Here is a 19637-nt window from a genome sequence, read left to right as displayed (position 1 = left end):
GCGAACATGACCGAGATCAAGGCCAGCACCGGCCCGCGCTACGCCCGCATCCTCTCCGTGGGGTCGGCGACCCCGTCACGGGTGATCGACAACGAGTACCTGCTCCAGTTCATCGACTCCTCCGACGAGTGGATCACCCAGCGCACCGGCATCCGTGAGCGCCGCTGGATCGACGAGGGCGAGAGCATCGAGACCCTGTCGCTGGAGGCCGCGCGGACGGCGATCGAGCGGTCCGGCGTCCCGGTTGACCAGATCGACGCGGTGATCCTGTCGACCATCTCGCACTACCACCAGACCCCGGCGCTCGCGCCGAAGCTGGCGGACGCCCTCGGCATCCCGGACGCGGCCGCCTACGACATCTCCGCGGCGTGCGCCGGCTTCAGCTACGGGCTGGCCCAGGCCGAGGGCATGGTGCGCAGCGGGCAGGCCCGCCACGTCCTCGTGATCGCCGGCGAGACCATCAGCGAGATCACCGACCTGACCGACCGCGGCACGGCCTTCCTCTTCGGCGACGGCGCGGGCGCCGTGGTGGTCGGCCCCAGCGAGACCAACGGCATCGGCCCGGTCGTCTGGGGGTCCGACGGCAGCCAGTCCGGCGCCATCTGGCAGACCAAGGGCTGGCAGGAGGCCGTCGCGGAGGGCACGTGGCCGCGGCTCGGCATGGACGGCCGCGCGGTCTTCAAGTGGGCCACGAGCTTCATCGCCCAGGCGGCGAAGAAGGCCATGGACGAGGCCGGGATCACCCCCGACCAGCTGGACGTCTTCATCCCGCACCAAGCCAACGACCGCATCACCGACACCCTGCTGCGGTACCTGAAGCTGCCCGAGAGCGTCGTCGTGGCGCGGACCATCCGCCAGCTCGGCAACAACTCCGCCGCCACCATCCCGATGGCCATGGACGCCCTGCTGTCCAGCGGCGAGGCGAAGAGCGGCCAGACCGCCCTGATCATCGGCTTCGGCGCGGGCCTGGTCTACGCCGGCCAGGTCATCACCCTTCCCTGAGTCCCCCGGACCCGTCCGGACAAGTAAGCCCACGCTAGTTAAGGAGAACCCCATGGCCACTACCGAAGAGATCCGCGCCCAGCTCGCCGAGCTCGTCAACGACGTTGCCGGCGTGCCGGTCGAGGACGTGCAGCTCGACAAGTCGTTCGTCGACGACCTCGACGTCGACAGCCTCGCGATGGTCGAGATCCTCGTCGGCTGCGAGGAGAAGTTCGGCGTCACCATCCCCGACGAGGAGTCCAAGAACCTCAAGACCGTGGGCGACGCCGTCGCCTACATCGAGGCGCACAGCTGAACCAGGCCCCACCCGGGCACGGCCGGTCGAGCGCGCCGGGACCGCACCACGCGGGACCCGGGACGCTCGACCGGACACCGGGGCCACCGCGGCCGGCACCTGCCGGCCGGACCACCTCACCCGTAGTAGCGGAGAACAATGACTGAGATCGTCATCACCGGCCTCGGCGCCACCACCCCTCTCGGCGGCGACCTGGCGTCCACCTGGGCCAACATGCTCGCCGGCACCTCCGGCGTCCGCGCCATCACCGAGGAATGGGCGGAGGAGCTCCCGGTGAAGATCGCGGCGTACGTCGCGGTCGACCCCTCCGAGATCATCGACCGGGTGAAGGCACGGCGCCTCGACCGCTCCACCCAGCTCGCCCTGATCGCCGCGCAGCAGGCGTGGACGGATGCGGGCTTCGAGTGGGAGGGCGAGGACGAGGTCGACCCCCACCGGCTGAGCGTCTCTCTCGCCAGCGGCATCGGCGGCCTGCACTCCCTGCTGAACAACTGGGACGCGCACCGCGACAAGGGCTACCGCCGCGTCAGCCCGTTCACGATCCCCATGCTTATGGCCAACGCGCCCGCGGCGAACGTCGGCCTGGCCGTGCACGCGAAGGCCGGGGTGCACACCCCCGTCTCCGCCTGCGCCTCTTCCAACGAGGCGATCTCGCTGGGCCTCGACCTGCTGCGGCTCGGCCGGGCCGACATCGCCGTCGTCGGCGGCACCGAGGCCACCATCCACCCGCTTCCGCTGGCCGCCTTCGGCCAGATGCAGGCGCTGAGCCGCCGCAACGACGACCCCGAGGGCGCATCGCGTCCGTGGGACCGCGGCCGTGACGGTTTCGTGATGGGCGAGGGGTCGGCGATCCTCGTGATCGAGACCCTCGAGCACGCGAAGGCCCGCGGGGCCAAGATCTACGGCACCATCGCCGGCGCCGGCATCACCGCAGACAGCCACGACATGGTGCAGCCCGACCCCACGGGCGAGGGCCAGTCCGGCGCCATGATCAAGGCGCTGCAGGACTCCGGCATGACGCCGGCCGACATCGTCCACGTGAACGCGCACGGCACGTCCACGCCCCAGGGCGACCTCACCGAGGCCGGCTCCATCCGGACCGCCCTCGGCGACGACACCGACCACGTGGTGGTGACCTCCACCAAGTCGATGACCGGCCACCTGCTCGGCGGGGCCGGCGCACTGGAGACCGTCGCGTCCCTCATGGCACTGCGCGACCGCCTGGTGCCGCCCACCATCAACCTCGTCGACCCCGAGCCGGACCTGGCGATCGACATCGCGGCGAACGTCGCCCGTCCGCTGCCGGCGGAGGGCTCGCTGGCCGCCGTCAACAACTCCTTCGGCTTCGGCGGCCACAACGTGGCCATCGTCGTCACCAACGAGAACGCCACCGTCTGACCCACCCGGCCCTGGTGCGTCCGCTGCGGCGGGCGCACCGGCGGGCCGCCCACCGCACGGCCCCGAGGCGTCACGACGGCCTCACCCGCCACAGGAGGTTCGAGATGACCCAGACCGCACCCGCCGCAAGGCCCGCCCGCGTGCCGCGCGAAGAGGACCCGCGCAACCCCAACTTCCGGCTGGCCGCCCTGCTCGACCCGGGCACGATGGCGCTGATCAGCCCCGACGACGACTCCGGCATGCTCGCAGCCACCGGCAGCATCAACGGCTCCCCCGTCGTCGCGTTCTGCTCCGATGCCACCGTGATGGGCGGGGCGATGGGCGTGGACGGCTGCGAGGTGGTCGTCCAGGCGTACCGGCGCGCGATGGTCGACCGGGTGCCGATCATCGGCATCTGGCACTCCGGCGGAGCCCGCCTCGCGGAGGGGGTGCTGAGCCTGCACGCCGTGGGTCGCATCTTCCACGCCATGACGCAGGCCTCCGGCAAGGTCCCGCAGATCTCCGTGGTGCTGGGCGCCGCCGCCGGCGGTGCGGCCTACGGGCCGGCCCTGACCGACATCGTCATCCTCGCCCCGCAGGGACGCATCTTCGTCACCGGCCCGGACGTCGTCCGCTCGGTCACCGGCGAGGACGTGGACATGCTCCGCCTCGGCGGGCCGGACACCCACGAGCGCAAGTCGGGCGTGGTGCACGTCGTCGCGGACGACGAGGCGGACGCGCTGGCCCGCGCGCGGACCGTGACCACCCTCCTGGCCGCGCAGGGCGGCGTCGCCGCGACCGTCGAGGACGTCGACTTGGCCGCGCTGCTGCCCGAGTCCGCCAAGCGCGCCTACGACGTCCACCCGCTGATCGGCGGGCTCCTCGACGAGGGCTCCGTGTTCGAGCTGCACGCCCGCTGGGCCCCGAACGTGACGATCGCCTTCGGACGGCTGGCCGGGCGCACCGTCGGCGTGGTCGCCAACAACCCGCTGCGGCTCGGCGGCTGCCTCGACTCCCTGAGCGCGGAGAAGGCGGCCCGCTTCGTCCGGCTGTGCGACGCGTTCGGCGTCCCGCTCGTCGTGCTCGTCGATGTGCCCGGCTACCTCCCCGGCGTCGGCCAGGAGTGGGACGGGGTGGTGCGCCGCGGCGCCAAGCTGCTGCACGCCTTCGGCGAGGCGTCCGTGCCCCGGGTGACCCTGGTGACCCGCAAGGCCTACGGCGGCGCCTACATCGCGATGAACTCCCGCTCGCTCGGGGCGACGCGGGTGTTCGCCTGGCCGAGCGCGGAGATCGCCGTGATGGGGCCGGTGGCCGCCATCCGGATCCTGCACCGCCGCAAGCTCGCCGAGGTGCCCCGCGACATGCTGGCCCAGGTGGAGGCCGACCTCGCCGCGGAGCACGAGCGCATCGCCGGCGGCGTCGAGAAGGCCGTCGAGATCGGCGTCGTCGACGAGATCATCACCCCGCAGGACACCCGCTCGGCGCTCGCCGCCGCCGTCCGCGCCGCCGACACCGGCGTCCGCGGCCTCCACGGCAACATCCCGCTGTAGCCGTCACGCCGGGCGCCGTCCCACCCTCGCCGCCGAGGGCCAGCCCTCCGCGCTGACGGCCAGCCTTGACGCCGAGGGCCAGCACGCCGGTGCTGGCCCTCGGCGCTAAGGCTGGCCCTCGGCGTGGTGGGTGGGCGCCCTGATGGCGGGCGGCCGAGTGCGCGGACGGCGGCTGAGGTCAGCCGACCTGGTGGAGCCAGCGGACGGGGGCGCCGTCACCGGCCTGCCGGAACGCCTCGAGCTCGTCGTCCCAGCGGGCGCCGAGGAGGTCGGCGATCCCCTCCGCGAGGGGCTGGCGGCCGAGGGCGTCGGCGAGGATGGCCTGCTTGAGCCGGTCCTCGTGCACCATGATGTCGCCGTGCACGCCGGTGGCGGCGGCGAAGACCCCCAGGCGGGGCGTGTACGCCCAGCGCATGCCCTCGTGACCGGCGGACGGGTCCTCGGTGACCTCGAAGCGTGCGCGCTGGCACCCCCGGAGGGCACTGGCGAGTTCGGCGCCGAGACCGGTGCGGCCGTGCCAGGCGTACTCGGCGCGCAGGCTGCGCTGCTCTGCGGGCTGGCTGGTCCACGCGAACTCGACCGGTGCGCCGAGAACCGCGCCCACGGCCCACTCCAGGTGCGGGCGCAGCGCGATCGGCGCGGAGTGGATCTGAATGATCCCGCGCGTGCTGGACATCGGTCCCCTCTCGCTGAGATGTGCCTTCCCCAGCCACCTCAGTCCCACGGGGACGGGACCATTCTGCACCAGGCGTCCCTCGCGTACCAGCCCGCTCGTTCGTGGTTAGCTAGGTCCGTGCACCAGATCGCGGCGAACATCGCGGCGGTGCGGGCGCGCATCGAGGCCGCCTGCGCCGCCGCGGGACGCCCGCGGGACGCGGTGCGACTGCTCCCGGTGAGCAAGACCCGCCCCTCGTCCGACGTGCTGGTGGCCTACGACGCCGGCTGCCGGCGCTTCGGGGAGAACAAGGCCCAGGACGCCCGCGCCAAGGCCGCGGAACTGGCCGGCACCCCGGGCCTGGAGTGGGTGATGATCGGCCACCTCCAGTCGAACAAGGCGAGGCTCGTGGCGGAGTTCGCCAGCGAGTTCCAGGCGCTGGACTCCGTCCCGCTGGCCGCCGAGCTCGACCGCCGGCTGCACGCGACGGGCCGAACGCTCGACGTGCTGATCCAGGTGAACTCCTCCGGCGAGGCGTCGAAGTCGGGCCTGCCGCCGCAGGACGTGGTCGCCTTCGCCGCCCGGCTGCGTCCCTTCGACGCCCTGCGGGTGCGTGGCCTGATGACGCTCGCCCTCCCCGCGCCCGACCCCGCGCCGGTGGCCGCCTGCTTCGCCCGCATGCTCGACGCCCAACGCGCGCTGAGGGACGCGGCCGTGCCCGGGCAGACCTACGACGAGCTGTCGATGGGGATGTCGGGGGACTTCGAACTGGCCATCGCGCACGGCGCCACCGTGGTGCGCATCGGCACGGCCATCTTCGGACGGCGTCCGGCGGCTACGGCCAGCGCGCCCCGAGGGAGATGACGGCGATCGCCGCGAGGATCGCGAAGCCGAGGGCGTAGCCGGCGTACTGCTCGGTGACCTCCTGGTCGACCTTCATGTAGCCGACCTGGCGGGCGATCGAGGAGTAGACCTCCTTGAGCTCCCCCGAGGTCCCCGCGGTGAAGGCCTTGCCGCCGGAGATGCGGGAGATCTGGGCGAGCTCGGCCGGGTTGACCGGCACCGGCTCGCGGCGTCCCTCGTTCTCGACGTAGCCGTTGGGGGTGCCGTAGGCGATCGTGTAGATGGGGATCTTCTGCCTCTTGGCCTCCTGCGCCGCCTGGTCGGACGGCCGTCCCACGTTCGTGTAGCCGTCGCTGAGCAGCACGATCGCGCCGGGCGCGACGCTCTCGGGGTCGTTCGGGTCGGGCGGGGCCTGCGCCATCGCGTCCAGCGAGGAGTAGATGCCTTCGCCGATGGCCGTGGACGGGGCGACCTGGAGGTTCTCGATGGCGGCCGCCACCACGCCGCGGTCGGTCGTCGGCGGGACGACCACGGCGGACGTGCCGGCGAAGCTCACCAGGGCCACGTTGAAGCCGGTCGGCAGCATCTGCAGGAAGTCCTGCGCTGCCTGCTTGGCCGCGACCAGCCGGTTCGGGGGGACGTCCTCGGCGATCATCGAGCGTGACACGTCGATGGTGACGACGATCGTCGCGCGCTCGCGCGGCACCTCCACCTCACCCTTGGGCTGGGCGAAGGCGACGTTGAGCGCTGCCAGGGCGAGCACCGCGGCGCCGACGGCGACGTGGCGCTTCCAGGCCTGCTGCCTCGGCAGCACCCGCTGCAGGTTCGTGATCTGGTAGGGACGGGCCTTGCGGCGGCGGCGCCACAGCAGGAACAGGTACAGCCCCACCAGAAGCGGGATCATCACCATCCACCACAGCCGCTCGGGCCGCATGAACTCCAGGGGCATCACGGCCACCTCGCTCCCAGCGAGACCGCGGCGAGGGCTGCGACGACGGCGAAGGCGAGCCCGTAGCCCGCCCACAGGGCCGTCGTCTCCTTCTTCACCGGGGTCTGGCCCACCTCGCTGCGGATGTTGTTGTAGACCTTGTTGAGCTGGTCGAGGCTCTCCGCGGAGAACGCCTGGCCGCCCGAGGACTGCGCGATCCCGGTGAGCAGCTCGCGGTCGGGCGCGACGCGCTCCCGCTTGCCGTCGAGATCGACGTAGCCGTTGTCGGTGCCGTAGGCGATGGTGTAGACGGGCACCTGCTGCTTCTTCGCCTCGGCCGCGGCCTGCGCGGGCGAGCGGCCCGCCGTGTTCTGGCCGTCCGAGAGCAGGACGATCGCGCCCGGCGCCGGCGAGGAGTCCGTCCCGCGCGGCGCGAGCTGCAGGGCGTTGAGCGCGGTGTAGATCGACTCGCCCACGGCGGTCGAGTCCTGCACCTTCAGGCTGCTGATCGCCTGCTGGGCCTGCACGCGGTCGGTGGTCGGTGGCAGTCGGACGGACGGGTTGCCGGACAGCCCCACGACCGACACGTTGTACTGGGCGGGCAGCGCCCGCACGAAGCTCAGCGCGGCCTGCTTGGCCGCCTCGAGCCGGGTGGGCTTGACGTCCGTGGCCTCCATCGAGCGCGAGATGTCGATCACCACGACCACGGTGGCCCGCTCCCGCGGCACCATCTCGATGCCGTTGGGTCGCGCCCAGGCGAAGCCGAGCGCCACCAGGGCTGCCAGCGACAGGGCAACGGCGAGGTGCCGGCGCCACTGCGACTGCTTGGGCACCACGCGCGAGAGCACCGCGGTGTTGGTGAACCGCATGCCGGTCTTCTTCTTGCGCAGCACCAGGTAGATGTAGCCGGCCACGAGCAGCGGCACGACGACCAGCACCCACAACCGCTCGGGTGCCAGGAAGCTCGGGAACCAGCCGAAGATCATCGCGTCACCCCGGCCGGCGGCTGGTGCAGCATGCTGGCCGTGCGCCGGTACGCCATGACGAAGCGGGCGATGTCATGCACCCAGTCTCTGTCGGTACGCAACTGGATGTGTGCGGCCCCCGCCCGGCGCAACGCGATCCGGATGCGCTCCCGCTGGGCGGCCGTGGCGGCGTCCATGCGCTCGCGCGCCGCGTCGTCGGAGGTGTTCACGTAGCGCTCGAAGTCGGTCTCCGGGTCGCGGATCAGCAGGTCGCCGACGTCGGCGAACTCCACCTCGTGGCGGTCGACGACCTCGATGGCGAGCACCTGGTTGCGCACGGCGAGCTGCCGCATCGGACGCTCCCACTCCGGCTCGACGTTCGGGTCGAGCTCGAAGTCGCCGGGGGTGAGGAAGTCCGAGACGACCAGGCGCATGCCGCGGCGGCGCTCCGTCCGGGCCATCCGCTGGATGCCCGCGGCGAGCGAGAAGGGTCCGGTGGTGTGGTCGGAGACGATCGGCTCGGCGAGCATCCGGCGCAGCAGGCCGTACAGGGCGGTGCGTCCCGACTGGGCGGGGAACCGCTTGATCTGGTCGGGGCGCATGATCAGCCCGCCGAAGCGGTCGCCCATCTTCTGGCTGAGGAAGCCGATGGTCGCGACCGCAGCGATGCCGAGGTCGCGCTTGGTCACGCCCTCCGTCCCCCAGTTCATCGACGGGGTCACGTCGAGCAGCGCCCAGATCTCCAGCTCCCGGTCGGCGATCGTGTCGCGGACGTGCGGGACGGTGGTCCGGGCGGTCACCGCCCAGTCGATCTTGCGGACGTCGTCCTGGCCCGGCACATAGAGACGGGCGTCGTTGGCCTCCGAGCCGGGGCCGGGCAGCAGCCCCTGGTGGTCCCCGTGGAGGAAGCCCTCGAGCCGACGGACGACGGTGAGCTCGAGCCGCCGCAGCGCCGCCTCCGGCGCCAGCTTGTGCAGCGGGATCGTGGCCGAGCGGGGCTCGTGCAGCACCGACGCCACCGCCGACAGGTCATCGGGCGGTGGCACGAAGCCGGGCTGCAGGGCCACGGTCAGCTACGGGCTTCCGGAACGTAGCTGTGCGGGACGTGGGACGCCTGGCGCTGCTGGCTGTTCCAGACCGGCGTGGGCGGCGGGACCATGGCCAGGATCCGCTCGATCACCTGGGCCGGGGTGATGTTGTCGGCGACGGCGTCGAAGCCGAGCACGAGCCGATGGCTCATCACGTCCCTCGCAACGGCCTGGACGTCGGTCGGCAGCACGTAGTCGCGTCCGTGGATCAGCGCGAGCGCCCGCGCCGCTGCCACCAGGCCCAGCGTGGCGCGCGGGCTGCAGCCGACCTGGATCACAGGGGTGAGGTCCGGCATGCCGAACTCCTCCGGCGTCCGCGTGGCGAGCACGAGGCGCACGATGTACTCGGCCACCAGGTTGTGCACGAACACGTTGGAGGCCTGCTCCTGGAGTTCGAGCACGATCTCGGGGTTCAGCACCGGGTTGGCCTTCGGGGGACGGACGCTCATCCGGCGAAGGATCTCGAACTCCTCGTTACCGCGCGGGTACGGCACGTCGACCTTCAGCAGGAAGCGGTCGCGCTGGGCCTCCGGCAGCGGGTACACGCCCTCGGACTCGATCGGGTTCTCGGTCGCGATCACGATGAAGGGCTGCGGCACGGGGTAGGTCTGGCCGCCGATGGAGACCTGCTGCTCCGCCATCAGTTCCAGCATCGCCGACTGCACCTTGGCGGGCGCGCGGTTGATCTCGTCCGCGAGCACGAAATTCACGAAGACCGGTCCCAAGGCGATGTCGAACTTCTCCTGGCGCGCGGAGTAGATGCGCGTGCCGACGATGTCGGAGGGCACGAGGTCCGGGGTGAACTGGATGCGGGCGAACTGGCCGCCGACGACGGTGGCGAAGCTGCGCACCGCCAGCGTCTTCGCGACGCCGGGCACGCCTTCGAGCAGGCAGTGGCCCTTCGCGAGCAGCGCCACCATCAGCTGCTCGACCATGTGCTCCTGACCCACGATCACCCGCTGGACCTGGGCGATGGCCTCGCCCAGCACCTTGGCCGCCTTCTGCGGGTCGGACGTGGGTGCGGGCGGCTGGGCCGCTGCGGGCGCAGCGCTGGGCTGGGACGGATCGGTCACGCGAGTTCTCCTGCAGGACACGGACGGCGAGTGCCGCCCACGATACCGGCTGCCACTGTGCGGCCCCGGGTACGCGCGCTGCCGCCACGGCGCACGGTGTCGCGCACAGTGTCGGCGGCGGGCCCCCGGGGTGCTCCGCCGGCGTGCGGCACAATGGGGGGACCGCGGCGCCCGCCCGCGCACACGATGGGACGAGATGAGCACGCCAGCACCGCCGGAGGGGGCCGCCGAGCCGCCGCGGCTGTCGCCGCTGCTCCCGTCCGACCCGCCCAAGGTGGGCGCGTTCTGGCTGGACGCACGGCTGGTGGCCGCCCCGTCGGGAGTGGCCTACGTCGGCCACGACGACCACAACACGCCGACCATGCTCGTCCTGCTGTCGGAGGGCGCCGCCGCCGACGCGGGGGCGCGGGACCGGTTCGCCGGCACCGTCGACAGGATGCACATCGACACCGTGCTGGCCCGCGGCGGCCACGGGCAGGGAGAGGGACGCCTGGGCCTGCGGTACACCGACGACCTGGACGACGATCCCGAGATCGGCGAGGAGACCCCGGCGACGCCGTGGGTGGCGCTGGCCTACGACGCCTCGCCCGGATCGGTCGCTGAGGCGTCCCGGATCCTGGCGGAGGTCGACCTCTCCCGGCTGCCGCTGAAGGGGGCACCCGCGGGGCCCGACTACCAGTTGCACTGGGTCGACCGGACGCGTCCCGGCATCGCGAAGCTGTGGCCGCTGCCGTGGCCGGGACGCCACGACCGGGCCGGCTGGGTGTCGATCCTGGTCTCGTGGCTGCTGATGATGCTCCTGGCGGCCCTCGCCGTCCTGATCGCGATCCTCATCTTCCAGCAGGCCCCGCAGGTGTCCCCGCCGCCGCCGGTGCCGACCAACGGGTCCGGCTCGCCGTCCCCGCAGTCCGGGTCGCCGTCGCCGCAGTCGGGTTCGCCGTCGCCGTCCTCGGCGTCGCCGTCGCCGCAGTCGGGCTCCCCGTCGCCGTCCTCGGCGTCGCCGTCCCCGCAGTCGGGCTCCCCGTCCGGCCCCGGCTCGCCCACGCCGAACTCCCGCCTGTGAGCCCCGCCGGCGGGACGCAGCGTCCGCGGCTGATCGTCACCGACCTCGACGGCACCTTCCTCGCGCCGGACCGCCGGGTGTCGGACACCAACCTCGCCGCCGCGCGGCGCGCCGCCGAGCTCGGCATCCCGTTCCTGGTGGCCACCGGCCGGCCCGTGCGCTGGCTCGATGTGCTCGACGACCTGGCGGAGGCGCACTCGCAGGTGATCGTGAGCAACGGCGGCGCGGTGTTCGACCTCGCCCGCCGCAGCGTGGTGCAGGCGTTCCCCGTCGACCCGCGCGTGGCCCTGGCCGTGACCGCCGACCTCCGGGCGGCCGTGCCCGGCATCACCTTCGGCTTCGAGACCCCCGTCGGCTTCGGCTGCGAGCCCGACTGCCCCACCCGGCAGCGCGGGGAGCCGGGAGTCGTGCAGGGCTCGGTGGAGGACCTCCTCCGCGGCCTCGGCCCGGTGATCAAGGTGCTCGGCTTCCACCCCGAGCTCGGCTCGGACGACCTGTGCGACCTCGCGGAGTCGGTGATCGCGTCGCGGCTGACCCTCACCTACGCGATGGTGTCTGCGAGCTACGGGATGCTCGAGCTCACCGCGCCAGGGGTCACCAAGGCCAGCACGCTCGCGCTGCTGTGCGCCGAGTTGGGCGTCGACGCCGCCGACGTGGTCGCCTTCGGCGACATGCCGAACGACCTCGCGATGCTGTCCTGGGCCGGCCGCGGCTTCGTCGTGGCCAACGGCCACCACAGCCTGCTGCGCGGCGGCTTCGTCGTCGTCCCCGGCAACGACGAGGACGGCGTGGGGCGCACCGTCCTCGACCTGCTCGGCTGACTCGCACCGCGCTTTCCCGAACCGCACCCCCGGGCCGGGCGGAGCAGTTATCGTCTGCTCAGGAGCGGACGCCCCGCGGTCCGCCGGACCAGGAGGTAGCCATGGCCGTCATCACCATCTCGCGACAGCTGGGGAGCCACGGCGCCCGCATCGCCCGGGCCCTGGCGAAGGACCTCGGTTACGCGCTGGTCGACAAGGGAACGATCAACCGGGTCATTCGCCAGTACGGCATCACCCGGCTCGACCGGATCTACGACCACAAGCCCAAGATCTGGGAGCTGTTCAACGAGGACAGCGCACTGACGATCCAGATGATGAACGAGACGATCGCCGCCTTCGCCGCCCAGGGCGACGTGGTCATCCTCGGGCGCGGCGGCTTCCGGGTGCTGCGCGGGCTCTCCGACGTGCTGAACGTGTTCGTCAAGGCCCCGGACGCGGTGCGCGCCAAGCGGATCGGCAAGCGGGACGAGATCGGGGTGGGCGAGGCGGCGGAGATCATCCGCAGCGACGACGAGCTCCGCTCGCGCTTCGTGTCGCTGTTCTACGGGGCCGACTGGGCGGACGAGTCCGCGTTCGACCTGGTCGTCGACACCGGCGAGCTGTCCGACGCGGACGCTGTCGCGAGGATCGCCGCAGAAGCCGCGGCGCTGCCGTCCTACGCCGAGGGGCCGAGCGCGGCCGGCCTCGAGGTCGACGTGGTGCTGCGGGAGACCGTCGAGCAGGAGCTCGCCCGCCTGGCCGGGAAGAAGGCCTGACCTGCCGGGCCGCCGGTCACAGCGCCGGCGGCCCACCCTGGTCGCTGAAGGCCGCCCGCGGGACGAACAGCAACGCGACGGCCGCCACCAGCGCGGTGACGCCGCACACCACCCACACCGTCACATAGCCGCTGAACGAGCCGGCCGTGCCCTGCACCGCGTCCGCCGCGTGGGTGGCCAGCGCGATGCCGAAGACCGCGGACGCGATCGAGCCGCCGACGGTCTTCACCGAGTTGGTCAGTCCCGTGGCCACGCCGGTCTGCCCCATCGGCGCGGCTGCGGCCGCGGCGGCCGGGAGGGCGGCCACCAGGGCGCCCGAGCCGATGCCGGCGATCACCATGTTGGACACCGTCTGGACGTAGGTGGCGTGCAGCGGCAGGAACAGCAGGTAGCCGGTGGCCACCAGCAGGCTCGCGCCGACCAGGGCCCACCGCGGGCTGACCCACTTCGTGACGACGGGCAGCAGCAGCGCGCCGACGACCAGCGCGAGCACGTATGCGCCGATCAGGTAGGAGGTGAGCTCCGTGCTCGCCCCCAGTCCGTAGCCGTAGACGGCGGGGTCGGTGCGGGCGAAGGTGGACAGCGGTGCCTGCGCCCCCAGGACGCTCACCCCGAACAGGCCGGCGGTGAGGAAGACCGGCCACAGCGACGGCGAGGTGAACATCCGCACGTCCACCAGCGGGTCGTCGTGGCGCAGCTCCCAGCGGACGAACGGGACGAACAGCGCCAGGCCGGCGAGGATGGCCAGCCACGCCACCGGGCTGCCCGGGCCGTTCACCCGGAGCAGGAACAGTCCGCCGGTGAGGCCGAGCAGCGCAACGGCGACCAGCACCATGCCGCCGGTGTCGAAGCGCCCGCCGGTCAGTTCTGGCGACTCCTTCACCCCGAACAGGATCACGAAGAAGCAGGCGGTGACCGCGACCGCGGGCACCCACAGCACCACGGACAGGGGCAGGACGCCGACCAGCCGTCCCGCCGAAAGGGCACCGGCGATCACGCCGACCTCCAGCGCGGCGACCAGGGCGCCGGCCGCGCGGCGGGTGATCACCGCCGGGTGCCCGGTCGGGCGGGACCGGGCGAAGATGAGCGCGGTCTCCAGCGGCAGCCACACCACGTAGAACCCCTGGAGCGACCAGGCCAGCAGGAACAGCCAGAAGTTGTCGGTGAGCGGCAGCCCGATGCTGGCCACCGCCGTGAACGCGGTCGACACCAGCAGCATCCGGCGGTGGCCGACCATGTCTCCGAGCTTGGCGAACGCCGGGATGATGATGGCCGCGGCCATGGCCTGGCCGCCCTCGAGCCAGTTCACGTCGGCGTCCGGGACGCCGAGGTGGCGGGCGATGTCGGTGAGCAGCGGGGTGTAGAAGCCCTGGATGATGCCGCTGGTGAACTCGACGAACGCGAGGAAGCCCACCACGACGGCCAGCGTGCCCAGGCGCACGCGTCCCGGGTCGGTGACCGCCGGGACCTCCGGGTGGCCGGCGCTCATGCGGGCAGGCCCTTCAGGAGGGCCCGGTAGCAGCGTTCGCCGCGGACCAGGCTGTCGATCGACACCCGTTCGTCGCGGCCGTGGATGCCCGCACGCTCCTCGCCGGTCATGAACAGCGGCGCGAACCGGTAGACCGCGGGCGTGAACCGGTGCCAGTGGCGGGCGTCGGTGGCGGCCGTGGTCAGGTAGCCAATGGTCGCGACGCCGGGGTAGGCGGCCTCGACGGCGTCGGCGATCAGCGCGAACTGCGGGTTGTCCGACGACGACTCCGGCGTCGGCTCGTCGCCTTCGACCACGCGCACCTCGACCAGGGCGTCGGCGATCACCCTGCGCAGCCGCGCGACCACACCGGCCGTGGTCTCGCCGACGTTCACCCGGATGTTCAGCATCGCGGAGGCCGAGGACGGCAGCACGTTGGCGCTGCTGCCGCCGGCCAGCATGGTCGGGGCAAGGCTGGTGCGGACGAGCGCCGCGCCATCCGCTCCCCCGGCAGCGACGAGCAGCCGGGCCGCCAGCCACGGGTTCGCCGCCGCCAGCCGCCAGGCCCGGGCGTAGCGGGGCTCTGCATGGTCGGCCAGGCGCGACAGCAAGGTGGCCACCGTCCTCGGCATACGGACGTCGAACGGGTTGCGGTTGAGCCGCGCGACGGCGCGGGCCACCCGTCCGACGGCGGTCAGCCCGGAGGGAGCGGACGCGTGGCCCCCTGTCCCCGCGGCGGACAACTCGACGCTCATCACCCCCTTCTCTGCCAGCCCGACCATGGCGAACGTCCCGCGGACACCGGGGAACGGCACATCGGTGACCGCGCCACCCTCGTCCAGCACCATCCACGGGCGCACGCCGCGCTCTCTCAGCGTGGCGGCGATCGCCCTGGCGGTGGCACCGTGGACCTCCTCGTCCGGACCCAGGCACAGCAGCACCCGGCGGGCCGGCGCCCACCCCTGCGCGAGCAGGTTCTCCACCGCCTCCAGCAGCACGCACAGCGCGCCCTTGTCGTCGAGCGCGCCGCGTCCCCAGACCAGGCCGTCGGCCACCCTGCCCTCGAAGGGCGGCACCGACCACTCCCCCTCCTGGCCGGCGACCGGCACCACGTCGTAGTGCGCCATCAGCACGACCGGATCGGCGTCGCCGCCGTTCGCGGGCTCCCAGGAGTACACGAGACCGAACCCGCCGATCCGCTCGGCCGCCAGGTGCGCGTGCACCAGCGGATAGAGGCCGGCGAGGAGGGCGACGAACTCCTCGAACGGCTCCCCGGAGGCGTCGGCCCCGGCGGAGACCGTGGGAACCCGGATCATGGCCGCGAGGCGATCCTCGATGCCCGGGCGCGCCGGCGAGGCGTCAGCCGGGGCGGCGAACGGTACGTGCATGGCCGGGAGCCTATTGCCCGCGCCCAGCCGGCGTCGGCCGTGTCATCGCGGGTGCGGCGCCGGGCGCGCGGCGTAGGGTCGGTCGCGTGCTGAGCGAGACCCTGGGACGCGGCGAGCGCATCGTCTTCTTCGGCGGCGCCGGGGTGTCGACCGAGAGCGGCATCCCCGACTTCCGTTCCGGCGACGGCCTGTACTCGCGGTCCGGCGACACCCGCTACACGCCGGAGGAGGTGCTCAGCCACAGCTTCTTCGTGCGCCACACCGCCGAGTTCTACGCCTACTACCGCAGCCACCTGCTGCACCCGCACGCGCGTCCGAACCCCGCCCACCTGGCGCTCGCCCGCCTGGAGGAGCAGGGACGGCTGACCGCGGTGATCACCCAGAACATCGACGGGCTGCACCAGGCCGCCGGCTCCCGCACGGTGCTCGAGCTGCACGGCAGCGTGCACCGCAACAGCTGCCTGCGCTGCGGCGCCCCGGTGAGCCTGGACGCGATCCTCGCCACGGACGGCGTCCCCACGTGTGCCTGCGGCGGCGTGATCAAGCCCGACGTCGTGCTGTACGAGGAGCCGCTGGACGCCGCGGTGATGGAGTCCGCGATCGAACACCTGGCGCGGGCGGACACCCTGGTCGTCGGCGGGACGTCGCTGGTGGTCTACCCGGCCGCCGGGCTCGTGCACTACTTCGGCGGCCACGAACTCGTTCTGATCAACGCCGAACCGACGGCGCTTGACCACCTCGCGACGCTGGTCGTCCACGCCCCGATCGGCGAGACACTCGGGGCGGCCGTCCCCTGACGGCGGGCCGCCTGTCCCCGACGGCTAGGGGCCCGGGCGGCGGAGCATGTCCCTGCGGCGCCGCTCGTACATGTCACGCTGGAACGGGTTCACCGGCAACCGGTTGACGAGCTTGTCCTGCACGAACAGCGTCAGCCAGCCGGCGAGCATCATCGCCACAAGGTTGATGGCGAGCTGCGCCGCGCTGCCGATGATCTCCTCCGGCACCCAGAAGGCCAGCCCGAGGGCGATGTTGCCCGCGGCCGGCACCGTGGTCACCGAGATGAACACCCCCGACAGGCCGCCCATCCGACCGGAGGTGAGCGAGAGCACACCGGCGATCGCCGCCATCACCGCGACGGCGAAGGACCAGCCGTCGGGGTGGTAGATGAACCGCGTCGCCGGGCGTTCGGACGCGATCAGCGCCGGCTCCACCCAGCCGAACGCCCGCACGACGACCGCGATCAGCGTCGTCACGAGGATCGACACCCCGAAGCCGATCAGCAGCGTGCGGAGCGCGAAGCCGAACAGGGCACGGCGCTTCAGCACCAGCGCCAGCCCCAGCGCGGCGATCGGACCGAACTCCGGGCCGAGCACCATCGCCCCGATCACCAGCACCTGGGAGTCGAGGACGATCGCGATCGCGGCGATCAGGGTGGCCAGCACCATGAAGATCAGGTACGTACCGTTCAGCTCGGAGTCGGAGTAGGCCCGGGCGCCGACCTCCGGCCAGATCACCGAGTCGGCCGCGCTGCCGGGGGTCTGGATCTCGGCGTCCAGTGCCGCCTTCGACAGCCAGGTCTCGACCGGGTCGATGTGGAGCGTCCCGCGTCGGGCCACCCCGAGGTCGCGCAGGCGGGTGATCACCGGGTTCGCGTGCTCGCGCGCCACGTCCGCGTGCACGATGTCGCCCTTGGGCAGGAGGGAGGCGCCCCGCATCACCGCGAGGCTGCTCACGCTCGGCTCGGTGGACAGCACGAGCACCACGTCCTCGGTGAGGTCTGCGGGGATGGCCAGGCGCAGCTGCAACATGCGCTCATGGTGACGCACGCCCGGCCCGGCGAACAGCCCCCGGGCGACCGTCGATGGGCAAGGCTCTCCCTCCGCCGCCGCGCGGGCGGTGTGTCAGGATGAGCGGCATGGCGGCCCCGGGCAGCCAGCAGGTGACCATCGACGGGCACACGCTGGCGCTGACCAACCTCGACAAGGTGCTCTACCCTGCCACGGGTACCACGAAGGGCGAGGTGATCGCCTACTACGCCGAGGTCGCCCGCGTCCTGCTGCCCCACCTGTGGCAGCGCGCCATCACCCGCAAGCGCTGGCCGGACGGCGTGGGCGCCGAGGGCGAGCACCCGAACGTGTTCTTCGCCAAGAACCTGCCGCGCGGCACTCCGGACTGGGTGCGCCGCTACCCGATCCAGCACTCCGACGGGACCAACGAGTACCCGGTCGCCGGCGACGTGGCCACGCTCGTGTGGCTGGCGCAACTGGCCGCGCTGGAACTGCACGTGCCGCAGTGGCGGTTCGCCGCCGACGGCACTCCCCTGCCGCCCGACCGGCTGGTGCTCGACCTCGACCCCGGTGAGGGCGTGGACCTGGCCGGGTGCGCCGAGGTGGCCGGCTGGGTGCGTGAGGTGCTCGAGGGGGCCGGGATGACCAGCTACCCGGTGACGTCCGGCAGCAAGGGCATCCACCTGTACGCGCGGCTGGACGGCACGCTGAGCACCGCACAGGCCTCCGACCTGGCCCGCGAGCTCGCGCAGTCGCTCCAGGCGCAGCACCCCGACCGCGTGACCGCTGTCATGCGCCGCGCCGACCGCGCCGGCAAGGTGTTCCTCGACTGGAGCCAGAACAACGGCAACAAGACCACGATCACGCCGTACTCGCTGCGCGGCCGGACCCGCCCCACCGTGGCGGCGCCGCGCACCTGGGAGGAGCTCGCCGACCCCGCCCTGCGCCACCTCGAGCTCGCCGAGGTGCTCGCCCGGGTGGCCGCCGACGGCGACCTGATCGCCGGACTGGACCCGGACGTCCCCGGGCCGTCCCCCGCGAGCGACCGGCTGGCGACGTACCGGAGCATGCGGGATCCCGGACGGACGCCCGAGCCGGTCCCCGCTGCGCCCCCGCCGTCCTCGGACGGGCGGTCGTTCGTGGTCCAGGAGCACCACGCGCGCCGCCTGCACTACGACTTCCGGCTGGAGCGCGACGGTGTGCTGGTCAGCTGGGCGGTGCCGAAGGGCCCGCCGACCGACCCCCGGAGGAACCACCTGGCGGTGCCGACGGAGGACCACCCGCTGGAGTACGGCGTCTTCGAGGGCACGATCCCTGCCGGGGAGTACGGCGGCGGCACCGTGACGATCTGGGACGCCGGCACCTACGACCTCGAGAAATGGCGCGAGGGCGAGGTGATCGTCACCCTGCACGGGCGCCCCGACGGCGGGCTGGGCGGCGTCCCGGCGAAGTTCGCCCTGATCCGGACCGGCAAGGACTGGCTCATGCACCGGATGGCGATCAGGGACGCCGCCGCCCCTGAGCCGCCGAGCCCGGCACCCGCGCCGTCGTCCTCTCCCGCCACCGCACCCGCGGAGCCGCCGGAGGTCGTCGAGCCGATGCTCGCCACGCTGGCCACCCCCGCCGACATCGGCCGTCCCGAGGACTGGCACTTCGAGATGAAGTGGGACGGCGTGCGCGTCATCGCGCACGTGGACGACGGGCGCGTCCGGCTGACGAGCAGGAGGGGGCGCGACGAGACCGTCCGCTACCCGGACCTGCTGGCCGACCTCGCCGCCCTGGGGTGCCGCAACGCCGTCCTCGACGGCGAGATCGTCGTGCTCGACCCCGGCGGCGCACCGAGCTTCGGGCTGCTCCAGCCGCGGATCAACCTGACCCGCCCGGCCGACATCGCCGCCGCGGCCGCCCAGGCGCCGGCCCAGCTGCTGCTGTTCGACGTCCTTCGCCTCGACGACGAGGCGCTCATGCGGCGTCCCTACGAGGAGCGGCGACAGCTGTTGGAGGGCCTGCACCCGGCGTCCGGCTCGCGCGTCCAGGTGCCCCCGGAGTTCGAGGGAGACCTGGAGGCGGCCCTCGACGCCAGCGAGGCGTTCCGGCTGGAGGGCGTGGTGGCCAAGCGGCGGGGCTCGGTGTACCAGCCCGGCGCCCGCGCCCGCACCTGGCTGAAGATCAAGCACCGGCGCAGCCAGTCGGTGGTGGTCGGCGGGTGGCGTCCCGGGCAGGGCAACCGGCACGGGACGGTCGGCTCGCTGCTGCTGGGCGTCCCCGACGGCGACCGGCTCCGGTACGTGGGGCGGGCGGGGTCGGGCTTCTCCGACGCGGGACTCGCCGAGGCGGATCGCCTGCTGGCCCCGCTGGCGCGGGCCACCTCGCCGTTCGAGGACGTCCCGCCCGAGGACGCACGGGACGCGCACTGGGTGGAGCCGTCGCTCGTGGGCGAGGTGTACTACACCGAGGTGACCGGGCCCGGGCGGCTGCGCCACCCCGTGTGGAAGGGATGGCGACCCGACCAGGCGCCCGACAGCGTGGTGTGGGAGACGCCCGGGACGCACCGTTGACGACCGACCGCAGGGCAGGAG

18 protein-coding genes are annotated in these 19637 nt (G+C 72.9%); 10 read left to right on the top strand and 8 right to left on the bottom strand.

What is annotated here, in order from left to right:
* The first annotated feature begins 6 nt into the window (after positions 1–6).
* The 4 genes from ACFQQJ_RS13375 (at position 7) to ACFQQJ_RS13360 (ending at position 4224) form a co-directional block, all read left to right on the top strand.
* Complete coding sequence (locus tag ACFQQJ_RS13375; RefSeq protein WP_377107150.1) at positions 7–1002, top strand: beta-ketoacyl-ACP synthase III; 996 nt, start codon at positions 7–9, stop codon at positions 1000–1002.
* A gap of 52 nt (positions 1003–1054) precedes the next feature.
* Positions 1055–1297: an acyl carrier protein gene (locus ACFQQJ_RS13370; protein WP_377107149.1), complete on the top strand. Its 243-nt coding sequence runs from the start codon at positions 1055–1057 to the stop codon at positions 1295–1297.
* Between the two features lie 138 nt (positions 1298–1435).
* Entirely contained in the window at positions 1436–2695 is a 1260-nt protein-coding gene (locus ACFQQJ_RS13365) for a beta-ketoacyl-[acyl-carrier-protein] synthase family protein (protein ID WP_377107147.1), read from the top strand.
* Positions 2696–2799: 104 nt separating this feature from the next.
* Positions 2800–4224 carry an acyl-CoA carboxylase subunit beta gene (locus ACFQQJ_RS13360; protein WP_377107145.1) on the top strand — a complete coding sequence of 475 codons (1425 nt, stop codon included), beginning with the start codon at positions 2800–2802 and terminating at the stop codon, positions 4222–4224.
* Positions 4225–4402: 178 nt separating this feature from the next.
* Here the strand turns inward: ACFQQJ_RS13360 and ACFQQJ_RS13355 are convergent, their stop codons facing one another.
* The gene (locus tag ACFQQJ_RS13355) at positions 4403–4900 is read right to left on the bottom strand and encodes a DUF3145 domain-containing protein (RefSeq protein ID WP_377107144.1); all 498 of its coding nucleotides are present in this window, start codon (positions 4898–4900) and stop codon (positions 4403–4405) included.
* 117 nt (positions 4901–5017) lie between these two features.
* Between ACFQQJ_RS13355 and ACFQQJ_RS13350 the strand changes: the two genes are divergently transcribed.
* Positions 5018–5743 (top strand): YggS family pyridoxal phosphate-dependent enzyme, encoded by a 726-nt coding sequence (locus ACFQQJ_RS13350; protein WP_377107143.1) that lies wholly within the window; start codon positions 5018–5020, stop codon positions 5741–5743.
* Here the strand turns inward: ACFQQJ_RS13350 and ACFQQJ_RS13345 are convergent.
* The 4 genes from ACFQQJ_RS13345 to ACFQQJ_RS13330 are packed head-to-tail and all read right to left on the bottom strand — an operon-like array spanning position 5715 to position 9692.
* A complete protein-coding gene (locus tag ACFQQJ_RS13345; protein WP_377107141.1) occupies positions 5715–6680 on the bottom strand; it encodes a VWA domain-containing protein in 966 nt (321 codons plus the stop codon). The two genes, ACFQQJ_RS13350 and ACFQQJ_RS13345, sit on opposite strands and share 29 nt — an antisense overlap.
* Positions 6671–7636, bottom strand: a complete 966-nt coding sequence (locus tag ACFQQJ_RS13340; RefSeq protein WP_377107140.1) for a VWA domain-containing protein — start codon at positions 7634–7636, stop codon at positions 6671–6673. The genes ACFQQJ_RS13345 and ACFQQJ_RS13340 overlap by 10 nt, the downstream gene beginning before the upstream one ends.
* Entirely contained in the window at positions 7633–8661 is a 1029-nt protein-coding gene (locus tag ACFQQJ_RS13335) for a DUF58 domain-containing protein (protein WP_377107138.1), read from the bottom strand. The genes ACFQQJ_RS13340 and ACFQQJ_RS13335 overlap by 4 nt, the downstream gene beginning before the upstream one ends.
* A 23-nt stretch (positions 8662–8684) precedes the next feature.
* Positions 8685–9692, bottom strand: a complete 1008-nt coding sequence (locus ACFQQJ_RS13330) for an AAA family ATPase (RefSeq protein WP_377107512.1) — start codon at positions 9690–9692, stop codon at positions 8685–8687.
* A gap of 280 nt (positions 9693–9972) precedes the next feature.
* On the opposite strand from ACFQQJ_RS13330, the gene ACFQQJ_RS13325 reads away from it, so the two are divergent.
* The 3 genes from ACFQQJ_RS13325 (at position 9973) to ACFQQJ_RS13315 (ending at position 12415) form a co-directional block, all read left to right on the top strand.
* The gene (locus ACFQQJ_RS13325) at positions 9973–10839 is read left to right on the top strand and encodes a hypothetical protein (protein ID WP_377107136.1); all 867 of its coding nucleotides are present in this window, start codon (positions 9973–9975) and stop codon (positions 10837–10839) included.
* Positions 10836–11660, top strand: a complete 825-nt coding sequence (locus tag ACFQQJ_RS13320) for an HAD family hydrolase (RefSeq protein ID WP_377107135.1) — start codon at positions 10836–10838, stop codon at positions 11658–11660. Before ACFQQJ_RS13325 ends, ACFQQJ_RS13320 begins: the two co-directional genes overlap by 4 nt.
* A 101-nt stretch (positions 11661–11761) precedes the next feature.
* Positions 11762–12415, top strand: a complete 654-nt coding sequence (locus ACFQQJ_RS13315) for an AAA family ATPase (protein WP_377107133.1) — start codon at positions 11762–11764, stop codon at positions 12413–12415.
* A gap of 16 nt (positions 12416–12431) precedes the next feature.
* Here ACFQQJ_RS13315 and ACFQQJ_RS13310 read toward each other — a convergent pair whose 3' ends face one another.
* On the bottom strand, positions 12432–13904 hold the full coding sequence (locus tag ACFQQJ_RS13310) for an MFS transporter (RefSeq protein WP_377107132.1): 1473 nt from the start codon (positions 13902–13904) through the stop codon (positions 12432–12434).
* Complete coding sequence (locus ACFQQJ_RS13305; protein ID WP_377107130.1) at positions 13901–15271, bottom strand: M20/M25/M40 family metallo-hydrolase; 1371 nt, start codon at positions 15269–15271, stop codon at positions 13901–13903. Before ACFQQJ_RS13305 ends, ACFQQJ_RS13310 begins: the two co-directional genes overlap by 4 nt.
* Positions 15272–15357: 86 nt before the next feature.
* Here ACFQQJ_RS13305 and ACFQQJ_RS13300 point away from each other — a divergent pair, with 86 nt between their 5' ends.
* Positions 15358–16068, top strand: a complete 711-nt coding sequence (locus ACFQQJ_RS13300) for an NAD-dependent protein deacylase (protein WP_377107128.1) — start codon at positions 15358–15360, stop codon at positions 16066–16068.
* Positions 16069–16092: 24 nt separating this feature from the next.
* On the opposite strand, the gene ACFQQJ_RS13295 is transcribed toward ACFQQJ_RS13300, so the two are convergent.
* On the bottom strand, positions 16093–17079 hold the full coding sequence (locus ACFQQJ_RS13295) for a DUF389 domain-containing protein (RefSeq protein WP_377107127.1): 987 nt from the start codon (positions 17077–17079) through the stop codon (positions 16093–16095).
* A 107-nt stretch (positions 17080–17186) separates the two neighbouring features.
* Here ACFQQJ_RS13295 and ACFQQJ_RS13290 point away from each other — a divergent pair, with 107 nt between their 5' ends.
* The gene (locus ACFQQJ_RS13290; RefSeq protein ID WP_377107125.1) at positions 17187–19616 is read left to right on the top strand and encodes an ATP-dependent DNA ligase; all 2430 of its coding nucleotides are present in this window, start codon (positions 17187–17189) and stop codon (positions 19614–19616) included.
* Positions 19617–19637: the final 21 nt, after the last annotated feature.

Origin of the sequence: Propionicimonas sp. T2.31MG-18, assembly GCF_964266745.1 — a bacterium.
Lineage (GTDB): Bacteria > Actinomycetota > Actinomycetes > Propionibacteriales > Propionibacteriaceae > Propionicimonas.
The sequence above is the reverse complement of the archived record's forward strand: the minus strand, read 5'-3'. Positions and strand labels throughout refer to the sequence as shown.

Excerpts from the sequence above, each read along its gene's own strand:
- ACFQQJ_RS13375 (WP_377107150.1), top strand. The coding sequence starts at position 7 with ATGACCGAGATCAAGGCCAGCACCGGCCCGCGCTACGCCCGCATCCTC.
- ACFQQJ_RS13370 (WP_377107149.1), top strand. The coding sequence starts at position 1,055 with ATGGCCACTACCGAAGAGATCCGCGCCCAGCTCGCCGAGCTCGTCAAC.
- ACFQQJ_RS13365 (WP_377107147.1), top strand. The coding sequence starts at position 1,436 with ATGACTGAGATCGTCATCACCGGCCTCGGCGCCACCACCCCTCTCGGC.
- ACFQQJ_RS13360 (WP_377107145.1), top strand. The coding sequence starts at position 2,800 with ATGACCCAGACCGCACCCGCCGCAAGGCCCGCCCGCGTGCCGCGCGAA.
- ACFQQJ_RS13355 (WP_377107144.1), bottom strand. The coding sequence starts at position 4,900 with ATGTCCAGCACGCGCGGGATCATTCAGATCCACTCCGCGCCGATCGCG.
- ACFQQJ_RS13340 (WP_377107140.1), bottom strand. The coding sequence starts at position 7,636 with ATGATCTTCGGCTGGTTCCCGAGCTTCCTGGCACCCGAGCGGTTGTGG.
- ACFQQJ_RS13325 (WP_377107136.1), top strand. The coding sequence starts at position 9,973 with ATGAGCACGCCAGCACCGCCGGAGGGGGCCGCCGAGCCGCCGCGGCTG.
- ACFQQJ_RS13315 (WP_377107133.1), top strand. The coding sequence starts at position 11,762 with ATGGCCGTCATCACCATCTCGCGACAGCTGGGGAGCCACGGCGCCCGC.
- ACFQQJ_RS13310 (WP_377107132.1), bottom strand. The coding sequence starts at position 13,904 with ATGAGCGCCGGCCACCCGGAGGTCCCGGCGGTCACCGACCCGGGACGC.
- ACFQQJ_RS13305 (WP_377107130.1), bottom strand. The coding sequence starts at position 15,271 with ATGCACGTACCGTTCGCCGCCCCGGCTGACGCCTCGCCGGCGCGCCCG.
- ACFQQJ_RS13295 (WP_377107127.1), bottom strand. The coding sequence starts at position 17,079 with ATGTTGCAGCTGCGCCTGGCCATCCCCGCAGACCTCACCGAGGACGTG.
- ACFQQJ_RS13290 (WP_377107125.1), top strand. The coding sequence starts at position 17,187 with ATGGCGGCCCCGGGCAGCCAGCAGGTGACCATCGACGGGCACACGCTG.